This window comes from Glutamicibacter sp. NPDC087673, assembly GCF_044743255.1.
In the GTDB taxonomy this organism is placed as follows: domain Bacteria; phylum Actinomycetota; class Actinomycetes; order Actinomycetales; family Micrococcaceae; genus Glutamicibacter.
Genome location: NZ_JBIUWB010000001.1, coordinates 401,110 through 419,411, shown reverse-complemented (window position 1 = coordinate 419,411; position 18,302 = coordinate 401,110). Strand labels below are relative to the sequence as shown.

The window sequence follows — 18,302 nt, the reverse complement described above, 5'->3', positions numbered from 1 at the left end:
TGCCGCGTCAGCTGTAGCAGGCGCGGTTGATCGCGACGAGGAACTTGCCATCCGGGGTGCCTCCGGCGGCGATGTAGCCGCCGATGGCCTCCATGGCCAGATCCCGGCGCTGCGGCACGCGCTCCTTGTCCGCGGCTGCCAGGAAGGCGGGCATCGCCTCGCGCGTACGATCCGTGCAGTAGACCGGTGCGCCGGGTTGCTGGCGCCAGGACTCGGCGAGGACCCCGGCATCGACGGCATCGAAGCCGGTTTCTTCGACCAGGGACATCGCGAGGCTCCGGTGGTCCTCACGGTCGGCCGCCACCGGAATGGCCGCCCGGTCCGTATGGCCCGCCTCGGTGGCTTTCGTATTGAAGGACTGGGAGGTGATGGCATTCCAGGCTTTGGCAACGGGGCGGCCGAACAACTGGGATGACCAGACGCTCTCAGGTTGCCCGGCTTCAAAGGCGGGGATTATGCCGTCACGGAACGGGTAGTAGTTGGAGGTGTCGATGACCACCGCGGATCCGGGGGCGCGCCGGACGTAGGCGGCGATGTCCTTGTTGCGGTTCATCGGAACCGAAAGGATCAGGACATCAACGCCGTTGGCAACTTCGTCGGCGTTGACCGCTCGCGCACCGGCGCTCAAGGCCGCGGCGGGGATGGTCTGCGGGCCGCGGGAATTCGCGATGGTGACGCTGTGTCCGTGGCGGCTGAGCCGCCGGGCGATGGTCGAGCCGATCGAGCCGGCGCCGATGATTCCGATTTCCATAATTCTCCTTTGCGGGATCTGTGCTTCTCAATTCTCAACCTTGCCATTGATGTGAAGGTCAAGTCCCGAGTCTGCGAATGTGACCAAAACGTGGTGCTACCAGCGAAGTTCGCGGAATTTGCCTTGGAAGTACAGCAACGGTTCAGTGTGGCCGCTAGGTGAGGTTCCCACCTCTGTCACACGCCCGAGCACAATGCAGTGGTCCCCGGCATCGTGCTCGGCGAAGATGGTGCAGTCCAGCCACGCCAGGGTGCCATCGAGGATCGGGCTTCCCCGTACCGCGGTGCTCCATTGGATGCCATCCCATTTGTCTCCGCCTTTTCGAGCGAACTGATTGGCGACTGCCCCCTGCCCGCTCGAGAGCACGTTGACCGCGAAGCTTCCGGTGTCGCGGATCCGCGGATAGCTGGCGGAGGTTTTCATCACGCTGAAGGACACCAGCGGCGGATCGATGGAGACGCTGTAGAACGATTGGCAGGTGAACCCGACGGGCCCGTGGCTATCGTGGCCGGTGATGACCGTGATGCCAGAGGCAAAGCTGCCGACGGTACTGCGGAATATATCCTGGTCAATTTCGTGGATGTGGTTGCCCTCGGTGGCACTCATTGCGCAGGGTTCGCCAGTCGGGTATCCAGGCCGTACTGGGCCGGGGCGCCGAGGTGCTCGCGCAGCGTACTGCCTTCGTAGTCCTCGTGGTACAGGCCGCGCTGCTGGAGCAGCGGGATAACCTCGTCGACGAAGGTATCGATTCCGTCCTCGTAGACATCTATGGATACCCAGAAGCCGTCGCAGGCGCCCGCCTCGAACCACTGCTGCATGTGATCCGCAGTGACCGACGCTGGACCAACAGGAGTGGGGTGGTAATCGATAACTCCGTGGGCCAAAACCTCACGCAGTGTCCACCCTTCACGTGCCACCTCGAGAGCACGTGGGGCACGTGGGTCGAAGGGGCTGGGCTGGGCACGCTCCAATTGGGCGCTCCGCAGCGGCTCGTCGAGCTGGCTCTCATCGAGAGCCAGCCCCAGCATGGAGCCCAGATAAGGAACCAGAGCCACGGCGGCTCGATCGCCCAAGGCAACTCGGCGATCCACGGCGGCTCGTTTGGTGGCGCCGATGGCCGGCATGACTCCGGCGATGAACTTCACCTCGTCGGGGTTGCGTCCGGCCTTGCGCGCCGCCTCCCGGACGGCTTCACGCTGGGCGCACGCTTCCTCGATGGTGAACACGGCGCCGATGACGGCGCTGGCGTACCGGCCGGCAATCTCCAGGCCGTTTGCACCTCCGCCGGCCGAGAAGATCACCGATTGCCCCTGCTCCGAGGGCGGGATGGGCAGCGGCCCGCGGGAGGCGACATATTCACCTTGCAGGTTGACGGCATTGATCTTCGCTGGATCGATGAACTGGGCGTTCGCTTTGTCCTTGATCCAGGCATCCTGCTGCCAGCTGCCCCAGAGCGCCTGGGTGATCTGGATGCTCTCGTGCGCCCGCTGGTAGCGTTGCGGCCGGGGTGCTATTTCCTGCCCGAAGTTCGCGGCAGAGGCAGGGTCGCTGGTGGTCACGGCGTTCCATCCGGCGCGGCCGTGGCTCATCACGTCCAGGGCCTTGAACTGGCGGGCGAGGTTGTAGGGCTCGTTGAAGGTCGTGGATCCGGTGGCCACCAGGCCGATGCGCTCGGTCGCGCGGGCGATGGCGGCCAGGGTCAGCACCGGTTCAAGGGTCAGCATTGGCGCCTCCTGCATCCCATCTGCCTTATAGGCCAGGAAGTCGGGCAGGAACAGGAACGCGAACTTGCCGCGTTCGGCCGCCTGGGCGTAGCGCACGTGTGCGTCGAAATCGGCGTAGTTGGCCGGGTCCACGCCGGTGCCGCGCCAGGCCGCGCCATGGGTTCCGAACCCGTTGCCCAGCTGCATACCGAGAATCATTTGGGAAGTTGACATGGGTGTTCCATTTCTGGCCCTCATGCGGGCCTTGGGCAGTTAATGGGTGTAAATACCGGGGTTGCTGCGACCGCGAACGACAGGTTCTGCGGCCGGATGCAGTAGTGAGTCGTGGTCTTGCCCACAAAGAGGGTTCTCCTGGGGAAAGTCGGGGCGAGAATGCTCGTCGCATCGAGGATCGCGCGGATGAGCCGTGGGGCTTCTTGCGCAGCGCAAGGCAGTACAAGCAATAGCCATGGCGCGGGCTTCCGCCCGGCCAAAGGGCGCTGCGTTCAACGCGGGGTCCGGGCGCAACGCGGCGGACGCCGTCGCTACCGGCGTCATCAGTTATATGGGACCGGAGAGTCGACTCGTTCGGGTGCGGAAGCGCGCCCCATGACTGCGCGGGCGCGACGGAAGCCCGTGCAGAGGCTGCTCGAAAACGGCTACCGCCGGCGGTCGAAGGTGGGTAGGAGGAAATCACCTACCCATTGTGCAACCCTCTCACCAATGTCAAGGTCAAATCGGGAGCCCTGCTACGACGCTTTTCGGTCCGAGGTGGCGCCTTCCTGGGCGCTGGATGCGGCCTCCAGCGCCTGGATATAGCGGGTGATCGCCTCCCGGTTCTGGGACAGGACATCGATCTTTTCGGTCATCCGGTCCCGTTCGCGCTGCAGGACCACCAGAAGTCCCGGATCCGGATCGTCGACGACGACCGTTTGCGGCTGGTTCAGGCAAGGCAGGATGAGGCTGATGATCCGCGTCGGGATGCCAGCGTCGAGGAGTCCGCGGATCTTCCCAACCCGGTCCACCAGGTATTCGTCATATTCCCGGTAGCCGTTGCTCAGGCGGCGTGGTGTCACCAAGCCTTGCTCCTCGTAGTAGCGCAGCATTCGGGCTGGCACCCCGGATTTCTGTTCCAGTTCTCCAATGCGCAAGAAGCATCCTTTGTTAGTGGCGGCGGAAGCCTGATCTAAGTATCACACCAGTGTAAAGGTTGAGTTTGGTGTTGGCTATCGGCTGGAAGGAAAGAAATTTCATCAAGATCGGCGCGGGCCGGTTTGTCTCGAGCTGGCTTCCCCGGCTAGGTGCATTGTGCAGACTGGAGGCCGCTATGCGATCCAGCAGTCGTGTGCAGTTACCGTGTGTTGCCTGCAACCGGAGGGGAGTCCTGCTGCTATGTGTTGCGAGAGTTGAAGCCGCTTGGTTGGAGCTTGCGATTGCCATGTCGCTGGCTGGAAACAAACCCGAGCGTGCATTCCTGCGGGCGAAGCCTGCCGGCAACGGACCTTGGCTGGCAGCTCCGGGTTCCGGTCATTTTGAACTGCGAACCAGCTCTTTGGCGGACGCTACGCTGAAGCCCAATCCGAATTCGGGGGCCAAGTTCTCGGCCTAGGAGAAGACCGGGATGAGCCTCACTGACTGGGACGTTTCATCCGGCAGCCCTCGGGCCGTTGCCCGCCGATTAATTGGGGATGCTGGAGCAAATCGAGCTGGCAGAAGGGCGTTGGCAAAGAAATAGTAGGCACGAGTGCTCCCCAGATCTGGACTATCAGTTGCCAGTTTCTGGGGAGCGTTTCGCTATTTACAGCGGGGTGACGTAGGCTCCAGCGATGCCGCCGTCCACCAGGAACTGGCTCGCGGTGATGAAGGAAGAATCGTCGGAGGCAAGGAAGGCTACCGAGGCCGCCAGCTCATCCGGTTCCGCGAACCGACCAAGCGGCACATGCACCAAGCGGCGCGCGGCGCGCTCCGGGTCCTTGGCGAAGAGCTCTTTGAGCAACGGGGTGTTCACCGGGCCGGGGCAAAGCGCATTGACCCGGATGCCCTGCCGGGCGAACTCGACACCGAGTTCGCGGCTCATGGACAGCACCCCGCCCTTGGAAGCCGAGTAGCTGATCTGGCTGGTTGCCGCACCCATGACAGCGACGAAGGACGCGGTGTTGATGATGGAGCCCCGGCCCTGTTCCTGCATATAAGGCAGCACGTGCTTGCAGCAGTAGTACACGCTGGTCAGGTTGACCTCCTGGACCTTGCGCCAGGCGTCGATGCCGGTATCCAGGATGGAAGCGTCGTCTGCCGGGGAAATCCCCGCGTTGTTGAATGCGATATCCACCGAACCGTAGGTCGACTTGGCTGTGGCGAACAGGTTCTTGACGTCTTCCTCATTGGTGACATCGGTGCGGACGAAAAGCCCGCCGACTTCTTCGGCGGCTTTCTGGCCGATTTCCTCGGCGCAGATATCGCCAATGACCACCTTGGCGCCTTCATGGGCCAAGCGCTTGGCCGTGGCCAGGCCGATGCCGGAGGCTCCGCCGGTAATAGTGGCGACTCGTCCGGCAAGCCGATTGGTGACCAAGCCGTTGTATGGGGCAGTTTCGCTCATTTGATGGTTCTCCTTGCTAGTGATTTGTTTTAGTTGTTTGAGGCTTTGCGGTAAATCAGCTTTCGGTGTCAATGAAGACGTTCTTGACCTCGCTGAAGGCTTCGAGAGCATCTGGTCCCAGCTCGCGGCCGAGTCCGGATTTCTTGTAGCCGCCGAAAGGAGTGGAATAGCGCACCGAGGAATGGGAGTTCACCGACAGGTTCCCGGCCTCGACCGCGCGGGCCACGCGCAGGGCACGGCCCACATCCCGGGTCCAGATGGATCCGGAGAGCCCGTACTCCGAGTCATTGGCAATGCGGATGGCATCGGCCTCATCCTCGAATGGGATCACCGCGACGATCGGGCCGAAGATCTCTTCGCGCAGGATCCGGTCCTGCGGATCTTCGGGAACCACGACCGTAGGCGGGAACCAGAAGCCCTCGCCCTGGGGGATCTTTCCCTGGTAGGCGATATCATTGCGGGGATTGCCTTGCTCATCGAGCAGGAAGGAAGACACCGTCTGCAATTGCTTGGCGGAGACCAAAGGGCCCATCACCGTAGCTTCGTCGCTCGGATCCCCGACGGTAACCGCCGCGACAGCCTGGGTGAATCGCTCCATGAACGAATCCAGAACGCTGCGCTGCACCAGGATCCGGGACCTCGCGCAGCAGTCCTGTCCGGCATTGTCGAAGACACCGCCCGGTGCCTGGGCGGCTGCCTTGTCGAGGTCGGCATCGGCGAAGATGATATTGGCGCTCTTGCCGCCCAGCTCCAGGGTGACACGCTTCAGCTGGTCCGCGCATCCGCGCATGATGCCCTGGCCCACTTGGGTGGAACCGGTGAAAACCACCTTGCGGACGTCGGGATGGGTGACAAAGCGCTCGCCGACTACCGAGCCCTTGCCCGGGATGACGGTGAAGACACCCTCGGGGATGCCGGCCTCGCGCGCCAACTCGCCCAGGCGGATGGCGGTCAGAGGGGTCAGCTCCGCTGGCTTGAGCACGACAGTATTGCCCGCGGCCAGTGCCGGGGCGAACCCCCACCCCGCAATCGGCATGGGGAAATTCCATGGCACGATGATCCCGACGACACCCAACGGTTCGTGGAAGGTCACGTTCACTCCGCCTGCTACGGGAATCTGCTTGCCGAAGTTCCGTTCCGGGGCGGCTGCGTAGTAGTTCAGCACATCCCTGACGTTTCCGGCCTCCCAGCGTGCGTTGCCGATGGTGTGCCCGGCATTAAGCACTTCCAGCTGGGCCAGATTCTCCAGATCGCGGTCTACTGCGGCCGCGAATCTGCGCAGCAGCGCGGCGCGCTCAGCAGGAGCGACCTGGCTCCAGGCGGGAAAAGCCTCGGAGGCCCGGGCAATTGCGGCATCCGCCTGCGCGGTATCAGCCAGCGCGACGTCCTGGACTGCTTGCCCAGTCGCCGGGTTGATCACGGTAAAAGTGTCTTTCACTGCGGTATCAGTGCTCATAGCGCTTCCTGTGGTGTCGAAATAGATTTGCTGGTGGCGTAGTCATGCGCAGCCTGGACGAAAGCCTGCATGAGCCGGATATCTTCCAAGTTCTCTTCCGGGTGGAATTGCGTGCCCAGAACCCAGCCTCGGGCCTGCGGCATTTCAACGATTTCCACCGTCCCGTCGCTGGCGCGGGCGGTGACCTCAAGGCCTTTGGCTACCTCCTGCAGGGACTGGTGGTGGTAGCACGGAGCACTGGCCTGGTTGCCCAGGATCTGCTCCGCCAGAGAACCCTGCGCGGTGGTGAAATCCACTGTGCCGAAGACCCCGGGAGCTGGCTGGTACTTTTCGGCAGCATCCGGAAGGACATCGGGCAGGTGCTGGTTCAGGGTTCCGCCCTGCTGCACGTTGAGCACCTGGGCGCCACGGCAGATGGCGAACAGCGGAACGGCCCGCTCCAGCGCGGCGGCGGCCAAAGCCATGTCGTGCAGGTCCCGCTCCGGCTGTGCCGCCGTGCGCGGGTGCGGTTGCTGGCCGTAGTTGGCAGGATCCACATCCACGCCGCCGATGACTATCAGCCCATCCAGGACGTCCAAGACAGAGATGTCAGTGGCAACCGGTGGAAGAAGCATTGGCGTACCACCGGCTGCAACTACTGACTTGATGTACTTGCCCGGGACAATGGCCGCGGTACTTTCCCAGACACCCCATTTGGCTTCCTGCCAGTAGGTGGTCAGCCCGATGCGCGGCCTGCGCTGCGCTGCCGGGTCCGATGGATAGTTCACTTGTAGTTGTCCTTCGTGATCAGTGGCGTTCGAAACCGCGGGAGACTTCCCAGTCGGTGACCGCCGCGTTGAACTGCTCGATTTCCACGTCCGCGTAGCGGGTGTAGTGCTCCACTACTTCCTTGCCGAAGATTTCCAAAGCGATTTCCGAGTTCGCGAAGAGCTCTCGGGCCTCGGCCATGGTTTGGGGCACATGCTGGGATCCGGAGTCGTAGGCGCTTCCGGTCACCATCTCGGGCAGTTCCAGCTTCTTCTCCATGCCGTAGAGACCGGCCGCCAGCATGGCGGCCATGGCCAGGTACGGGTTGGCGTCCGCTCCGGGCAAGCGGTTCTCCATGCGTGCGCCGTATCCCTTGCCCACCAGCCGGACCGCGCAGCTGCGGTTGTCCAGGCCCCAAGCAACGGCGGTAGGCGCGAAGGACCCCTTGGCGAAACGCTTGTAGGAGTTGATATTCGGGGCGTAGAACAGGGTGAACTCCCGCATGGTGGCCAAGACTCCGGCGATGAAGTGGTTGTACATCTCCGTGCGTTCTCCGCGGGCTTCGTCCCAGAAGGCCAAGGATCCGTCGAGCTTTCGCAGCGACATATGGATATGGCAGCTGGAACCTTCGCGCTGGTTGGGCTTGGCCATGAAGGTGATGGATTGCCCGCGCTGCGAGGCCATGTGCTTGGCCGAGAGCTTGTAGAAGGTGTGGTTATCGCCAGTGGTGACCACGTCGTCGTATTTGAAAGCGATCTCGTGCTGCCCGAAGTTGCACTCGCCCTTGGCCGATTCGACGATCATGCCCGATTCGTACATGGCGTTGCGGATATCGCGCAGCAGCGGCTCGACGCGCATTGAGCCCAGGATCGAGTAGTCCACGTTGTGCTGGTTGGCAGGGGTGAGGTTTCGGTAGCCGCGCTGCTGTGCATCTTCGTAGGAGTCGTTGAAGATCAAGAATTCCAGTTCCGTGCCTGCTATGGCGCGCAAGCCCAGCGCAGCGGCTTTCTCCTGCTGTGCCTTGAGCAGGGACCGCGGGGCCACTGGAACCGGACGTCCGTCCGTGGTGGCCAAGTCGGTCTGGATCAGTGCCGTGCGTTCCAAGTACGGAACTGGGCGGATGGTGTCGTAATCCAGCACGAACTCCATGTCGCCGTAGCCGGTGTCCCAGCTGGTCAGCGAGTAGCCTTCCACGGTGTTCATTTCGGTATCCACTGCCAGCAGGTAGTTGCAGGCTTCGGTGCCGTGGTTGAGCACGGTGTCCAGGAAGAACTGGGCGTGGACGATTTTTCCCTGGAGCCGGCCTTGCATGTCGGTGAAGGCGAGGATGACCGAATCATAGACTCCGGTGCGGATGCCCTCGGTCAGCTGTTCAACGCTCAGCATGCGTTCGTTCTTGGCGGCCTTGACGAGTTCTTGGATGTCTTGCATGGAGAATGTTCCTTCGATTGTCGGGGTGTGGTTCTGTGGCCTGGGTCCGGTTTACTTCAGGGCATTTTCTTCGGACTCCAGGATGGCGAATTCTTCTTCGGGCGCGCTGGCAACCAGGCGGTGACGGCTATAGAACCAGAAGTACGCGAGTGCCAGGACGAAGACTCCTGCGGTGATTCCTGCGGCGAGGATGTCCACGACGAATGTTGCGATGAGGGCAATGACAGCAAGCACCAGCGCAATGGACGTGGTGACGATGCCGCCCGGGGTGCGATACCCACGGGGCAGGTCGGGTTCCTTGATCCGCAGGACAATGTGGCTCAGATTCAGCAGCACGTAGGAGACGGTGGCTCCGAAGACCGCGATATTGATCAGCTGGTCGCCATTGCGGATGACTGCTGCCAGGATGAATCCGATGGTGCCTGGAACCAGCAGGGCCACCCATGGTGTATGGCGGGAGCCGGTCAGGGAGAGGACCCGGGGCAAGTAGCCGGCACGGGACAAGGCGAACAGCTGCCGGGAGTAGGCATAGACGATAGAGAAGAAGCTGGCCACCAATCCTGCCAGGCCCGCGTAATTCACGAAGTTCGCCAGCGCCGAATTCTGCCCGTAGGCTTCGCGCAGCGCTTCGGGAAGAGGGGAGCCGGAGACGCTCATGGCTTCGGCGCCCGCGACGCCTGGCACCAGGATGAGCATGGCAGCACCGGAAAAGACCAGGAAGATGACTGCAGTAATGATGCCCTTGGGCATATCGCGTTTTGGGTCTTGCGATTCCTCGGCTGCCAGTGGGACACCCTCTACTGCGAGGAAGAACCAGATGCCGAAGACCAGCGCGGCAAGGGTTCCGGAAATGCCGAACGGCATGAAGGCTGAGGAACCGGCCGAACCGTCTGGCACGATGTCGAAGAGGTTGCTTGGCTCAAAGTGCGGTATCAGGCCAAAGACGGTGACTACCAGCGCCACAATGGCGATAGCGGTGATGCCGAACATTAGCTTGAGCGCTTCGCCAACGCCCCACATGTGGATGCCGATGAAAACAATGTAGGTGACCAGGTAGACGGGCCACGAATTGGTCATTCCGAACAGGCCGAGGGCCTCGATGTAGCCGCCGATGAAGGTGGCGATAGCGGCAGGGGCCACGGCGTACTCGATGAGCACTGCCATGCCGGTGGCGAAACCGCCCAGTGGTCCCATGGCCCTGCGGGCGAATCCGTAGCCCGCGCCGGCCGTGGGCAGTGTCGATGACATTTCTGCCAGGCCGAATACCATGCAGGTGTACATGATGCCCATCAGCACGAAGGCAATGAGCAATCCGCCCCAGCCGCCAGCGGCCAAGCCGAGATTCCAGCCTGAAAAATCACCGGAAATGACGTAGGCAATTCCCAAGCCGGCAAGCAGGATCCAACCTGCGGCGCCTTTCTTGAGCTGCCTATGTCGTAGATAGTCTTTGTCGACCGATGCGTAGTCGATGTGTGAATTCTTGGTCATGTGAGCTTCCTCGGTCCATGAGTCCTGAATCTAATGGACTGAAATCAGTCCTTTGCATGCGCTCAACTGTGGCAGGGGTCACGAAGGAAAGTCAATAGGTTAGTTTGAAAATTGAGCTGGAGGAGAAAATGAAAGGTGTTTTCTTGGACCAAATTGTGTGCCATTCTTAGATCATGGCCGAAACTAAACCATTGGATTCCCGGGATGGGATGAGGTTCCTTGGGCAAGTGCGCCGGGGAAACGTCTTCGAGGAGACTCTCGGGCAACTGTTGCGAGCCATGAGACTCGGCGTCTTCCCGCCCGGCGAAAAATTGCCTGCGGAGAGGGAACTTGCCGAGGCCCTGGGTGTTTCACGAGCAACATTGCGCGACTCGTTGGCGGAATTGCAGAGTGCAGGCTACTTGCAGGTCCAGCGAGGTCGCTACGGTGGAACAGTTGTTGCGGCTCATCCGAATTCGCATGAGAATCCGTTGGATGATTCCGATCGTGCACGCATTGAAGATGTTCTTGCGTTCAGATCGGTAGTTGAACCTGCTGCGGCTGAATTGGCCGCAAGAGCGTCGCTCACGGCAACGCAGAGAAATAATTTGATGCTCGCGCACGAAGCTGTCAATTCTGCCGACGAGACGAGCTACCGGCCCCTGGACGCTCGACTCCATGTCATGATCGCCGATTTGTCTACGTCGAGTATGTTGGCGAAAGCCGTTGCCGAAGCACGAGACGCAACCAGTGAGTTGCTTGATCGGATTCCGTTCTTGAAGCCGAATATCGCGCATTCAAGTCGCCAGCATGAGGAAATCTTGAACGCAATCCTTTGCGGAGATGGGGCCAATGCGAAGAAGCTGATGCGAGAACATCTAGATGGCACCGCGACATTGTTGCGCGGATTCCTTGATTAGGGATAACTCGAATTATTTTGACTTGCCCCGTTACGATAGAACTATGTCAAAACTTTCACGTGAATACGATGTCTCACTAGGCGATTCACCTCTCGAAGAAGTCATTGAATGGATAATTGCTAAGGACCCCACAGGAAGGCGTATGGCAAAAGTCTTCCGGGAAACATTTGACCAATTGTATGATGGCCTGCGTACTGGCCGCTATCGGTGGGATCAGCTATATAAGACTGAAAAAACACACTTCGGTACGCTCATTGAAATTAACCTTCAACGTGAATTCGATTTCTCTGATGGCAACTTGATGGATTATCAGATCGCTGGACACGAAGTCGATTGCAAATATTCGGCCACTGCGAGTTGGATGCTTCCGCCAGAGAGTATTGGGCAATTGATTCTGGGATCTGTTGCGAGCGACGAGAAATCTACGTGGAGCGTGGGCTTGGTTCGGGCGTCGGTGGAGAATCGTAACGTGGGCATGAACCGTGATAAAAAGGGCACACTCAACTCGTTGGGCAAGGCACGTACACGTTGGATCCAAAAGGATGCACCAATGCCGCCCAATATTTTGCTTCAAATTCCTGAGGAAGACGTGGCGGAAATTTTCGCTCCACGCAGCGGCCAAGCCCGCGTCAATCAACTCTTCCGGATTGCTATGAACCAGAGAATTTCACGTAATGTCGTTGCAACAGTAGCTCAGCAAAGTGACTACATGAAACGGGTACGAGCTAACGGTGGAGCACGAAGCACCTTGCAAGCCGAAGGAATCATAATCTTGTCCGGTGATTACACGCGACAGGTCAATATCGCCAGGGATCTGGGGTGCGTGATTCCGCAGGAGGGGGAAATGGTAAGCCTTAGAGTCGCTAAAGCAGATGTTGCACTTCCCAATAGCGTAGTACTCGAAGGTGAGCACTGGAAAATGAGTGCGAACGAACGCGGAAGAACTGGAATCGCGCCCACTATTCGGAACCAATAATCCTAAATCGCCGACGAGTGAGTGCAAGGAAGATTGCACCGGCAAGGTGAGTGATTCAACACGTACATGGATTTCCACATTTTGCTACAACGGACCGACGCCGCTAGACAGAGTGCCATATTGTCGTAGTCGTGGATGATAATACAACCACGAGTGGAGCCTACAACCGGTAGCATGGAGCGGACGTTATCTGTTCAACGAAACTATCGTTGTAGTGCAGGATAGAGGAGAATTCTAATGCAAAGCATACTGCGCGTAATTGAAATATGTGCAGGAGCTGGTGGCCAGTCCTTGGGGTTGGAGCGCGCAGGGTTTCACCATGAGCTCGCTATTGAGCTTGATGAAACAGCAGCAGCGACGCTCAAACTCAACCGTCCAAACTGGAATGTAGCGGTCGGAGACGTCGCGGATAAGTCCGTTTGGAACCCAGCTGACTATTCGTCAAGCAATCTTCCATATCGGATCGACCTGTTCGCAGGCGGCGTGCCTTGTCCGCCATTCAGCATTGCCGGGAAGCAACTAGGTTCAAGCGATGAACGCGACTTGTTCGCCTGGGCAGTCGAGCAGGTGGGGATTATTCGACCGCGGGCTGTAATGTTGGAAAATGTCCGTGGACTGAGTATGCCTCGATTCGCAGGGTACAGGCAGCACGTTCTTGACAGGTTTGAGGAACTGGGGTATCGAGCTGAATGGCGACTTATCAATTCTTCGGATTACGGGATTGCTCAGCTTAGGCCACGATTCGTTCTTATCGCAATGGAGCTGGAAGATCTTCAGTTCTTTCATTGGCCCGAGCCCAAGGATAGACGTGTGACCGTGGGCGAGGCACTAGAGAACTTAATGTCGGCCAACGGCTGGGAAGGTGCTTCTCGATGGGCCAAGCACGCTGATGGAATTGGCCCGACAATTGTGGGGGGGTCAAAGAAACATGGCGGTGCGGACCTCGGGCCTACCCGTGCGAAACAGGCATGGGCAGAACTTGGAGTCAATGGTAAGGGTATCGCTGATTCGGCTCCGCAACCTGGCGATGAATTCGAAGTCGGTCCGAAACTAACTTTAAGCATGGTGGCTAGACTCCAAGGCTGGGGTAGCCGCGAGTATAAGTGGAAATTCGCAGGTAAGAAGACGAGTACATATAGACAGATCGGAAATGCATTCCCGCCACCCGTAGCACGCGCTTTAGGCGAATCTATAGCAAATGCCTTGAACAGAACTACAGGAGCGAGAAAAAACAACGCAAATTCTCTTATCGCGGATCCTGTCTACAAAGTGCTGAAAAATAGTTTATCGTTCATGACCGCTGATCAAATAATTGAACAAACCAATTTTAAATTGCCAATAGCTGATCTCGAGAAAAAGTTGACAATTTTAGAAAAGGACTTTGAAATAGAGCGTGTGATGATTGATAACCAGTGGGCATATAAAATTGGAGAATTTAAAGCTTTTATTGGACAAGAAGAACATTCTAGGCACGAATTTTTCGAAAATTCAATCAACAGGGTGAGTTAGAGTAGATAAGCTATCGAATAACTGAAAATAGCGCGTAGCTGATAATATTCAGTTGATTGACATGACCGCCGAGTGTTCACGGCTCGGATCGGAGGACGAAGTGTTTGACCTAGCCTGCTCAGACGCTTTTCTCACGCCAAAGTACTGCCTTTACGTCAACTCTAAGTCATGACATTGATTGATCAGAAAATTCATCGGATTACCTATTCGCGAAATTGGAAAAATGAACATCAGCTCAAAAGTGCCGAATAGTGCGAGTTGGTACGGCTGTTCCGGCTACTGGGTACCGCTCCATTCCTCCGATCGGGTACTCCGATAACGGGTTGCTGGTACTGCCGGCGGTCTGATGAACGCCACTACCGATCAGGCCAACAACTTCACGCCGCTTTCCGGGTCGTTCAGCAGGCGTGCTTCCAGATACCCAGGCGTGAAGACTCAATCTACCTCTGCTGCGGTGCGTGGGCTGAGCCCAGCCCCTCGCAAAGGCAGCTCGTGGGAACACGCTTCGGGCCTGCCTTCACAGGGCGCGGGGACATCCGGTGTGCGACCATTGCGCCTGGGTTACCTCGGCGAAACGACTTGCGATGTCGTCAGCGAGGCAAATCGAGTTCGCTGAGGAGACTCAACGAGGCAGTATGGACATTCCATGTCTTGTGTAGTGCAGCAGTGGCCGGGGTGGTGTTCTATAGGCCGCGCTGCATTCGATGCTTACTTGTTGTCGCAGGAAGCGCAGTGCGTCAATGGCATTCTTACAGTTCCATGAGGGTGGAATAACGGTACCAACACGCTGGAACTGAAGTACCTTCAACCCCTATTTGGCAAAAGAATAGAAAAGTCGATCGTCATATCCATTACTTGAAATTCAAATTTTTTTAGATACATATATTTCTGTCCTCCAATGCTGGACCACCTGGTACAGAATGAACCTGCGAATAGTGAGAATTCGACTCCTCCGTGGTTCTGCAGAATTAACAAACGATGGATTGAAATTAGGTTTTCGACGCAGCAGATTTAAGGAAGGCCTCTCCAACACGCTGGGCTAGTAAAGGTGGTACTGCATTCCCAACTTGTTTTGCTTTGTGCGAGATACCTCCAAAGAATCGAAAGGTTGGGGGAAACGTTTGCAATAGAGCTGCTTCACGGACGCTGAGAGCCCTGTCTTGTTCGGGATGGCCAAAACGACCATTCGAATAACTGATGCATTTTGTGGTCAGCCCGGATGCAAGACGGTCCCACGCGAGCCGACCGTACACATCACTATGTCCCAGGTGAGTTCGATGGCATTCAAGCATTAATTCCTCAGGCCACGATTCCCGCCCTTTTCCTTCGGCAGTTGCCTTTATTCTTTCGAGGTTTTTTTGCGAGAGATTCGCGGATTGATGATCTGGATCATCTTCGCATTGCTCTCCCGCTGCAATTGGAGGCAGAGAACCAATCGCATCTCGAACGGTAACTAAAGGCTGTAGTAAGTCGCCGTGAGTTGGTTGAGGGATTGAGATCTCGGTATAAAGAGAAGCCATCAACATGAGCCGTTTTCGCGTTTGAGGAACACCAAAATCACTGGATTTTACTACTCGATATTCAATATTGTATCCATTGTCCAATAGGCCTCTTACGAATAACGCAAAAGGACCATTGTCTAAATCAGCTTTTTGTATTCCTGGAACGTTTTCTACGAAAACAAAAGCAGGTTTGATGCCTTGTATGAACTTCAAAAAATGCAAAAGCAAGCCGCGACGAGGATCCGAGGAATCCGAATACTGCTGTTGTTTGGAGAAAGGTTGGCATGGCGCGCAGCCAGCGAAAAGAGTCCGTTCTGGAACACCAACAATCGCTTTCACCTCGTCAACCATCAAATCATTTATATCTTTTTCTAAAAATAAAGCATCAGGGAAATTCTGCCGAAAGGTTGTTGCTGCCGATGGATCATTGTCGATTCCAGCAAGAATTTCGAAACCAGCTGCTTCGAACCCGGAGCTAGTCCCGCCACATCCGGAGAAAAAGTCAACAACCTTATATTTGTCGATGCTTCCAAGGTTTTTCATGTATAAACTTTCAGGACAGAAATTCTTTTATAGTCTCCATGAGGTCAAAGAACTCCTTGGTGTCCTTAACATCTCTAATATGCATTCTTTGCGCTGACAAAATATCTTCACTAGACAAATCTTCAGCAGTTCGGTCAATAAAGATATCTAATGCACGTTTTACCCAAATATCCTTATTTGACTTATTCGCAAAATTTTCTCTGTTTAATGACTTAATATTGAATGCGGCCTCAGCCAAAAAAATTTCAGGGGTTTGGAAAGGGAGGTATTTAACATTTGAGCGTATCCATTGTATTATCTCTTTTCCATTTGTTAGTGACTCTCGCTTTCCTTGCGCGCCGCCACTGAATGTCAGGAGGCTGTTTGTAATAGAAAGCCGACTTAACTCTAGTTCAACCTTGCTATCGCTTAGCTCATCTAGCTTCCTCGGGAGGCGTTTGAGATTAGCTGGTATTTCATGCGGTTCCCGAGGCCAAGTACTGACCCACTCAATGCTCTTCATTATATCGCAGTCCGAAGTGCAAGCATGAGTGTTCGTGCTAACGTGTTCGGGCTGCACGAAATCTTCGCTTGTATCGAGACCTACATAGTATTCTTCCGTTGAACTATTGAGTATAAATTTTTCCTGGTCACCATCAAGTATGACGAGGCTCTTATTATTGGAACGCGCAAGCAGAGGCACGAATTTTCCCATAATGGAATCAGCACCGCCGAGCGGTCGGACCTCTGCTTTACCGTAACCAGGGCCGATACATTTAATTGCAAACTCAACGATGGCTTGCGCGAGTTTATCCTCAACATAAATTACCTTACTTGGTACATCCAAACCCAAGACTCTAAAGGCTTCATCGGGCACGCAGGACTGTGACAACAGTTCAGTAAGGTTGGTCGCAGGATTATTGCTCAGAACCTTGATTGCGTCACTCGGGAGATCTCGTATTATTTCGTTAGAATGCGTTGCCAATACAAACTGAATCTTATTCTTAACACATTGTTGCGAGATAAATTCCATAAGTTTATGCTGAGCACCTGGGTGGAGTGAGACCTCCGGTTCGTCTAAGATTATTAAGGAATTTTTGGGTGCAGAAATAATCTCCCGTACAAGCATTACTACCGCATACTCTCCACTACCAGCAAAAGCTTCCGTGTAGTCCTGATTGGGGGAATGAAGGCGGATGGTGTGACCTTCCATCCCATAGAGTGAATGCTTAAGTGAATCGATTTGAGAATATTTTTTCTGAAGTATTTTCTCAATAGCAGCCACCTCTTCCGCGGAAAAAGTGACGGGCCGTTCCACAACTCTCTCTAACTTATAGTATATGAAATTGCTTAAGTTTTCATCGAAAATTTTGGATACTTTCTCAGCGCGAGTTCGCAGGAAATCCTTACGTTTAAGGGTTGTCTCATATTTTCCGTTGTAATTAAAGTGGTAAAATAAATCAAAGGCAGGTATATCTTTTCTGAAGTCAATATATTTCACGTTTTTGTCGATGGCTTTCCATCTGGTTTTCACGCGAAAATCTAAATCGGCTTCTTCGGTATCACCAATATCCGGCATTCGCTCCATTTGGTCATCAGGGCCTGTTAATGGGCGGGAGGGTTCCCAGATATCAGGATTGCCAGTTCTTGATATTCTAGATTTGACGGATTCGACTAGTCTGTTACTGCCTGCATTATAGCCATGGATGTAACGGTAGCGTTGTGAAGGTGAGATTGGGTCCAGGGATGTTGTGAACCAATAATTTCCAAGACTAACCTGATCGGGGCAGGCTTCAATGGCTCGAAGGATTGATGTTTTACTTGCACCATTGGGTCCTACTATGGCTGTAATGGGATGGGTGAATTCAATCTTTGTGTTAGGGGTTATATTCTTATAAAGAGGGAACCTGATATGCCTGAGGTACGGCTCATAGTTCCCCTTTTTTAATTCGTTTTTAATTTTATCGTGAATATTCAATGTACTGTAATCCTAAAATTCAAGGCTGGATGACTTTGCTTTGTTTGTCTTCTGTAACAAGCTAATGCTCAATATAGATGATTTGCAAGTATCGTCTGGAGATTCAATGAGATATTACCTGCCCTTCGAAATTTTAGACCGTATTAGCTTAAACGTATTCCGGAAAGCAGGTGGTGCGCCACGGTCCGGATAAAGCCGAGGGCATCACGAGAATGAAAATTCCTGCGTGAACACTGTAGTTTGCTCCCCTTGATGAACAATGCCACCTACTATCCCCAGATCTGATCTCCACACGACAGCACGTCACCGAAACCCGCGCGGTCATAGAATGCAAAGTTTTCCAGGACTAGAGTTACGCCACCGTCATCATTGCCCTAACCCCGGTGCATCAGTGGATAGGACCAGCATGAATGCTGGGCATGGTGTTCAGCAGACGCAGTTGGTAGCGCATGTGTATCGAAAGTGAAGCATGCGTGCGCGATTCGGATAGCACCCGGAAATCTTCACCTCGCGGGCCCAATAGCTGCACGGGGCGCCGAAGATCCGATACAACCGATAACCGACCAGCGTAGAAGACGCGTCCTTGGGGCGGCCCAGCCCGCTCCAGAGTCATTCCGGGTATCACGGCATGGAAGCGTCTGCGGGAAGCTTCGCCTGTCGACCCAACCGCGTTGGGCTTGACCGGCTGAGACTTGCTCATCTTCGGCTTTCGTCTCAATGCTTCGCATTGCCGACCAGAAG

The 18,302-nt window shown here is 56.0% G+C and carries 14 protein-coding genes; 3 read left to right on the top strand and 11 right to left on the bottom strand.

Going from position 1 to position 18,302, the window contains the following annotated elements; genetic code table 11:
• Positions 1-7: 7 nt before the first annotated feature.
• From ACIOTL_RS01975 to eat, 9 genes are all read right to left on the bottom strand, one after another.
• Entirely contained in the window at positions 8-751 is a 744-nt protein-coding gene (locus tag ACIOTL_RS01975; protein ID WP_400341507.1) for an NADPH-dependent F420 reductase, read from the bottom strand.
• Positions 752-847: 96 nt separating this feature from the next.
• On the bottom strand, positions 848-1,357 hold the full coding sequence (locus ACIOTL_RS01970; RefSeq protein WP_400341505.1) for a flavin reductase family protein: 510 nt from the start codon (positions 1,355-1,357) through the stop codon (positions 848-850).
• Positions 1,354-2,688 carry an NtaA/DmoA family FMN-dependent monooxygenase gene (locus ACIOTL_RS01965; RefSeq protein ID WP_400341503.1) on the bottom strand — a complete coding sequence of 445 codons (1,335 nt, stop codon included), beginning with the start codon at positions 2,686-2,688 and terminating at the stop codon, positions 1,354-1,356. The genes ACIOTL_RS01970 and ACIOTL_RS01965 overlap by 4 nt, the downstream gene beginning before the upstream one ends.
• 515 nt (positions 2,689-3,203) lie before the next feature.
• On the bottom strand, positions 3,204-3,605 hold the full coding sequence (locus ACIOTL_RS01960; RefSeq protein ID WP_400341501.1) for a MerR family transcriptional regulator: 402 nt from the start codon (positions 3,603-3,605) through the stop codon (positions 3,204-3,206).
• Positions 3,606-4,252: 647 nt separating this feature from the next.
• Positions 4,253-5,053, bottom strand: coding sequence for a 3-oxoacyl-ACP reductase (locus ACIOTL_RS01955; RefSeq protein ID WP_073706995.1), 801 nt, complete (start codon positions 5,051-5,053; stop codon positions 4,253-4,255).
• A 55-nt stretch (positions 5,054-5,108) separates the two neighbouring features.
• Positions 5,109-6,509, bottom strand: a complete 1,401-nt coding sequence (locus ACIOTL_RS01950) for an aldehyde dehydrogenase (RefSeq protein ID WP_105662119.1) — start codon at positions 6,507-6,509, stop codon at positions 5,109-5,111.
• Positions 6,506-7,276 carry a gamma-glutamyl-gamma-aminobutyrate hydrolase family protein gene (locus tag ACIOTL_RS01945; RefSeq protein ID WP_286134644.1) on the bottom strand — a complete coding sequence of 257 codons (771 nt, stop codon included), beginning with the start codon at positions 7,274-7,276 and terminating at the stop codon, positions 6,506-6,508. The genes ACIOTL_RS01950 and ACIOTL_RS01945 overlap by 4 nt, the downstream gene beginning before the upstream one ends.
• Before the next feature lie 19 nt (positions 7,277-7,295).
• Positions 7,296-8,687, bottom strand: a complete 1,392-nt coding sequence (locus tag ACIOTL_RS01940; protein ID WP_400341498.1) for a glutamine synthetase family protein — start codon at positions 8,685-8,687, stop codon at positions 7,296-7,298.
• A gap of 51 nt (positions 8,688-8,738) precedes the next feature.
• The gene (eat, locus tag ACIOTL_RS01935; protein WP_400341496.1) at positions 8,739-10,175 is read right to left on the bottom strand and encodes an ethanolamine permease; all 1,437 of its coding nucleotides are present in this window, start codon (positions 10,173-10,175) and stop codon (positions 8,739-8,741) included.
• Between the two features lie 173 nt (positions 10,176-10,348).
• Here eat and ACIOTL_RS01930 point away from each other — a divergent pair, with 173 nt between their 5' ends.
• From ACIOTL_RS01930 to ACIOTL_RS01920, 3 genes are all read left to right on the top strand, one after another.
• Complete coding sequence (locus ACIOTL_RS01930; RefSeq protein ID WP_400341494.1) at positions 10,349-11,074, top strand: FadR/GntR family transcriptional regulator; 726 nt, start codon at positions 10,349-10,351, stop codon at positions 11,072-11,074.
• 43 nt (positions 11,075-11,117) lie between these two features.
• Positions 11,118-12,050 (top strand): NaeI family type II restriction endonuclease, encoded by a 933-nt coding sequence (locus ACIOTL_RS01925; RefSeq protein ID WP_400341492.1) that lies wholly within the window; start codon positions 11,118-11,120, stop codon positions 12,048-12,050.
• Between the two features lie 237 nt (positions 12,051-12,287).
• The gene (locus ACIOTL_RS01920; protein ID WP_400341490.1) at positions 12,288-13,559 is read left to right on the top strand and encodes a DNA cytosine methyltransferase; all 1,272 of its coding nucleotides are present in this window, start codon (positions 12,288-12,290) and stop codon (positions 13,557-13,559) included.
• 989 nt (positions 13,560-14,548) lie between these two features.
• Here ACIOTL_RS01920 and ACIOTL_RS01915 read toward each other — a convergent pair.
• Entirely contained in the window at positions 14,549-15,604 is a 1,056-nt protein-coding gene (locus ACIOTL_RS01915) for a DNA cytosine methyltransferase (RefSeq protein ID WP_400341488.1), read from the bottom strand.
• A gap of 10 nt (positions 15,605-15,614) precedes the next feature.
• Entirely contained in the window at positions 15,615-17,561 is a 1,947-nt protein-coding gene (locus ACIOTL_RS01910) for an ATP-dependent nuclease (protein ID WP_400341486.1), read from the bottom strand.
• Positions 17,562-18,302 lie beyond the last annotated feature (741 nt).

Excerpts from the sequence above, each read along its gene's own strand:
- ACIOTL_RS01975 (WP_400341507.1), bottom strand. The coding sequence starts at position 751 with ATGGAAATCGGAATCATCGGCGCCGGCTCGATCGGCTCGACCATCGCC.
- ACIOTL_RS01970 (WP_400341505.1), bottom strand. The coding sequence starts at position 1,357 with ATGAGTGCCACCGAGGGCAACCACATCCACGAAATTGACCAGGATATA.
- ACIOTL_RS01965 (WP_400341503.1), bottom strand. The coding sequence starts at position 2,688 with ATGTCAACTTCCCAAATGATTCTCGGTATGCAGCTGGGCAACGGGTTC.
- ACIOTL_RS01955 (WP_073706995.1), bottom strand. The coding sequence starts at position 5,053 with ATGAGCGAAACTGCCCCATACAACGGCTTGGTCACCAATCGGCTTGCC.
- ACIOTL_RS01950 (WP_105662119.1), bottom strand. The coding sequence starts at position 6,509 with ATGAGCACTGATACCGCAGTGAAAGACACTTTTACCGTGATCAACCCG.
- ACIOTL_RS01940 (WP_400341498.1), bottom strand. The coding sequence starts at position 8,687 with ATGCAAGACATCCAAGAACTCGTCAAGGCCGCCAAGAACGAACGCATG.
- eat (WP_400341496.1), bottom strand. The coding sequence starts at position 10,175 with ATGACCAAGAATTCACACATCGACTACGCATCGGTCGACAAAGACTAT.
- ACIOTL_RS01930 (WP_400341494.1), top strand. The coding sequence starts at position 10,349 with ATGGCCGAAACTAAACCATTGGATTCCCGGGATGGGATGAGGTTCCTT.
- ACIOTL_RS01925 (WP_400341492.1), top strand. The coding sequence starts at position 11,118 with ATGTCAAAACTTTCACGTGAATACGATGTCTCACTAGGCGATTCACCT.
- ACIOTL_RS01920 (WP_400341490.1), top strand. The coding sequence starts at position 12,288 with ATGCAAAGCATACTGCGCGTAATTGAAATATGTGCAGGAGCTGGTGGC.
- ACIOTL_RS01915 (WP_400341488.1), bottom strand. The coding sequence starts at position 15,604 with ATGAAAAACCTTGGAAGCATCGACAAATATAAGGTTGTTGACTTTTTC.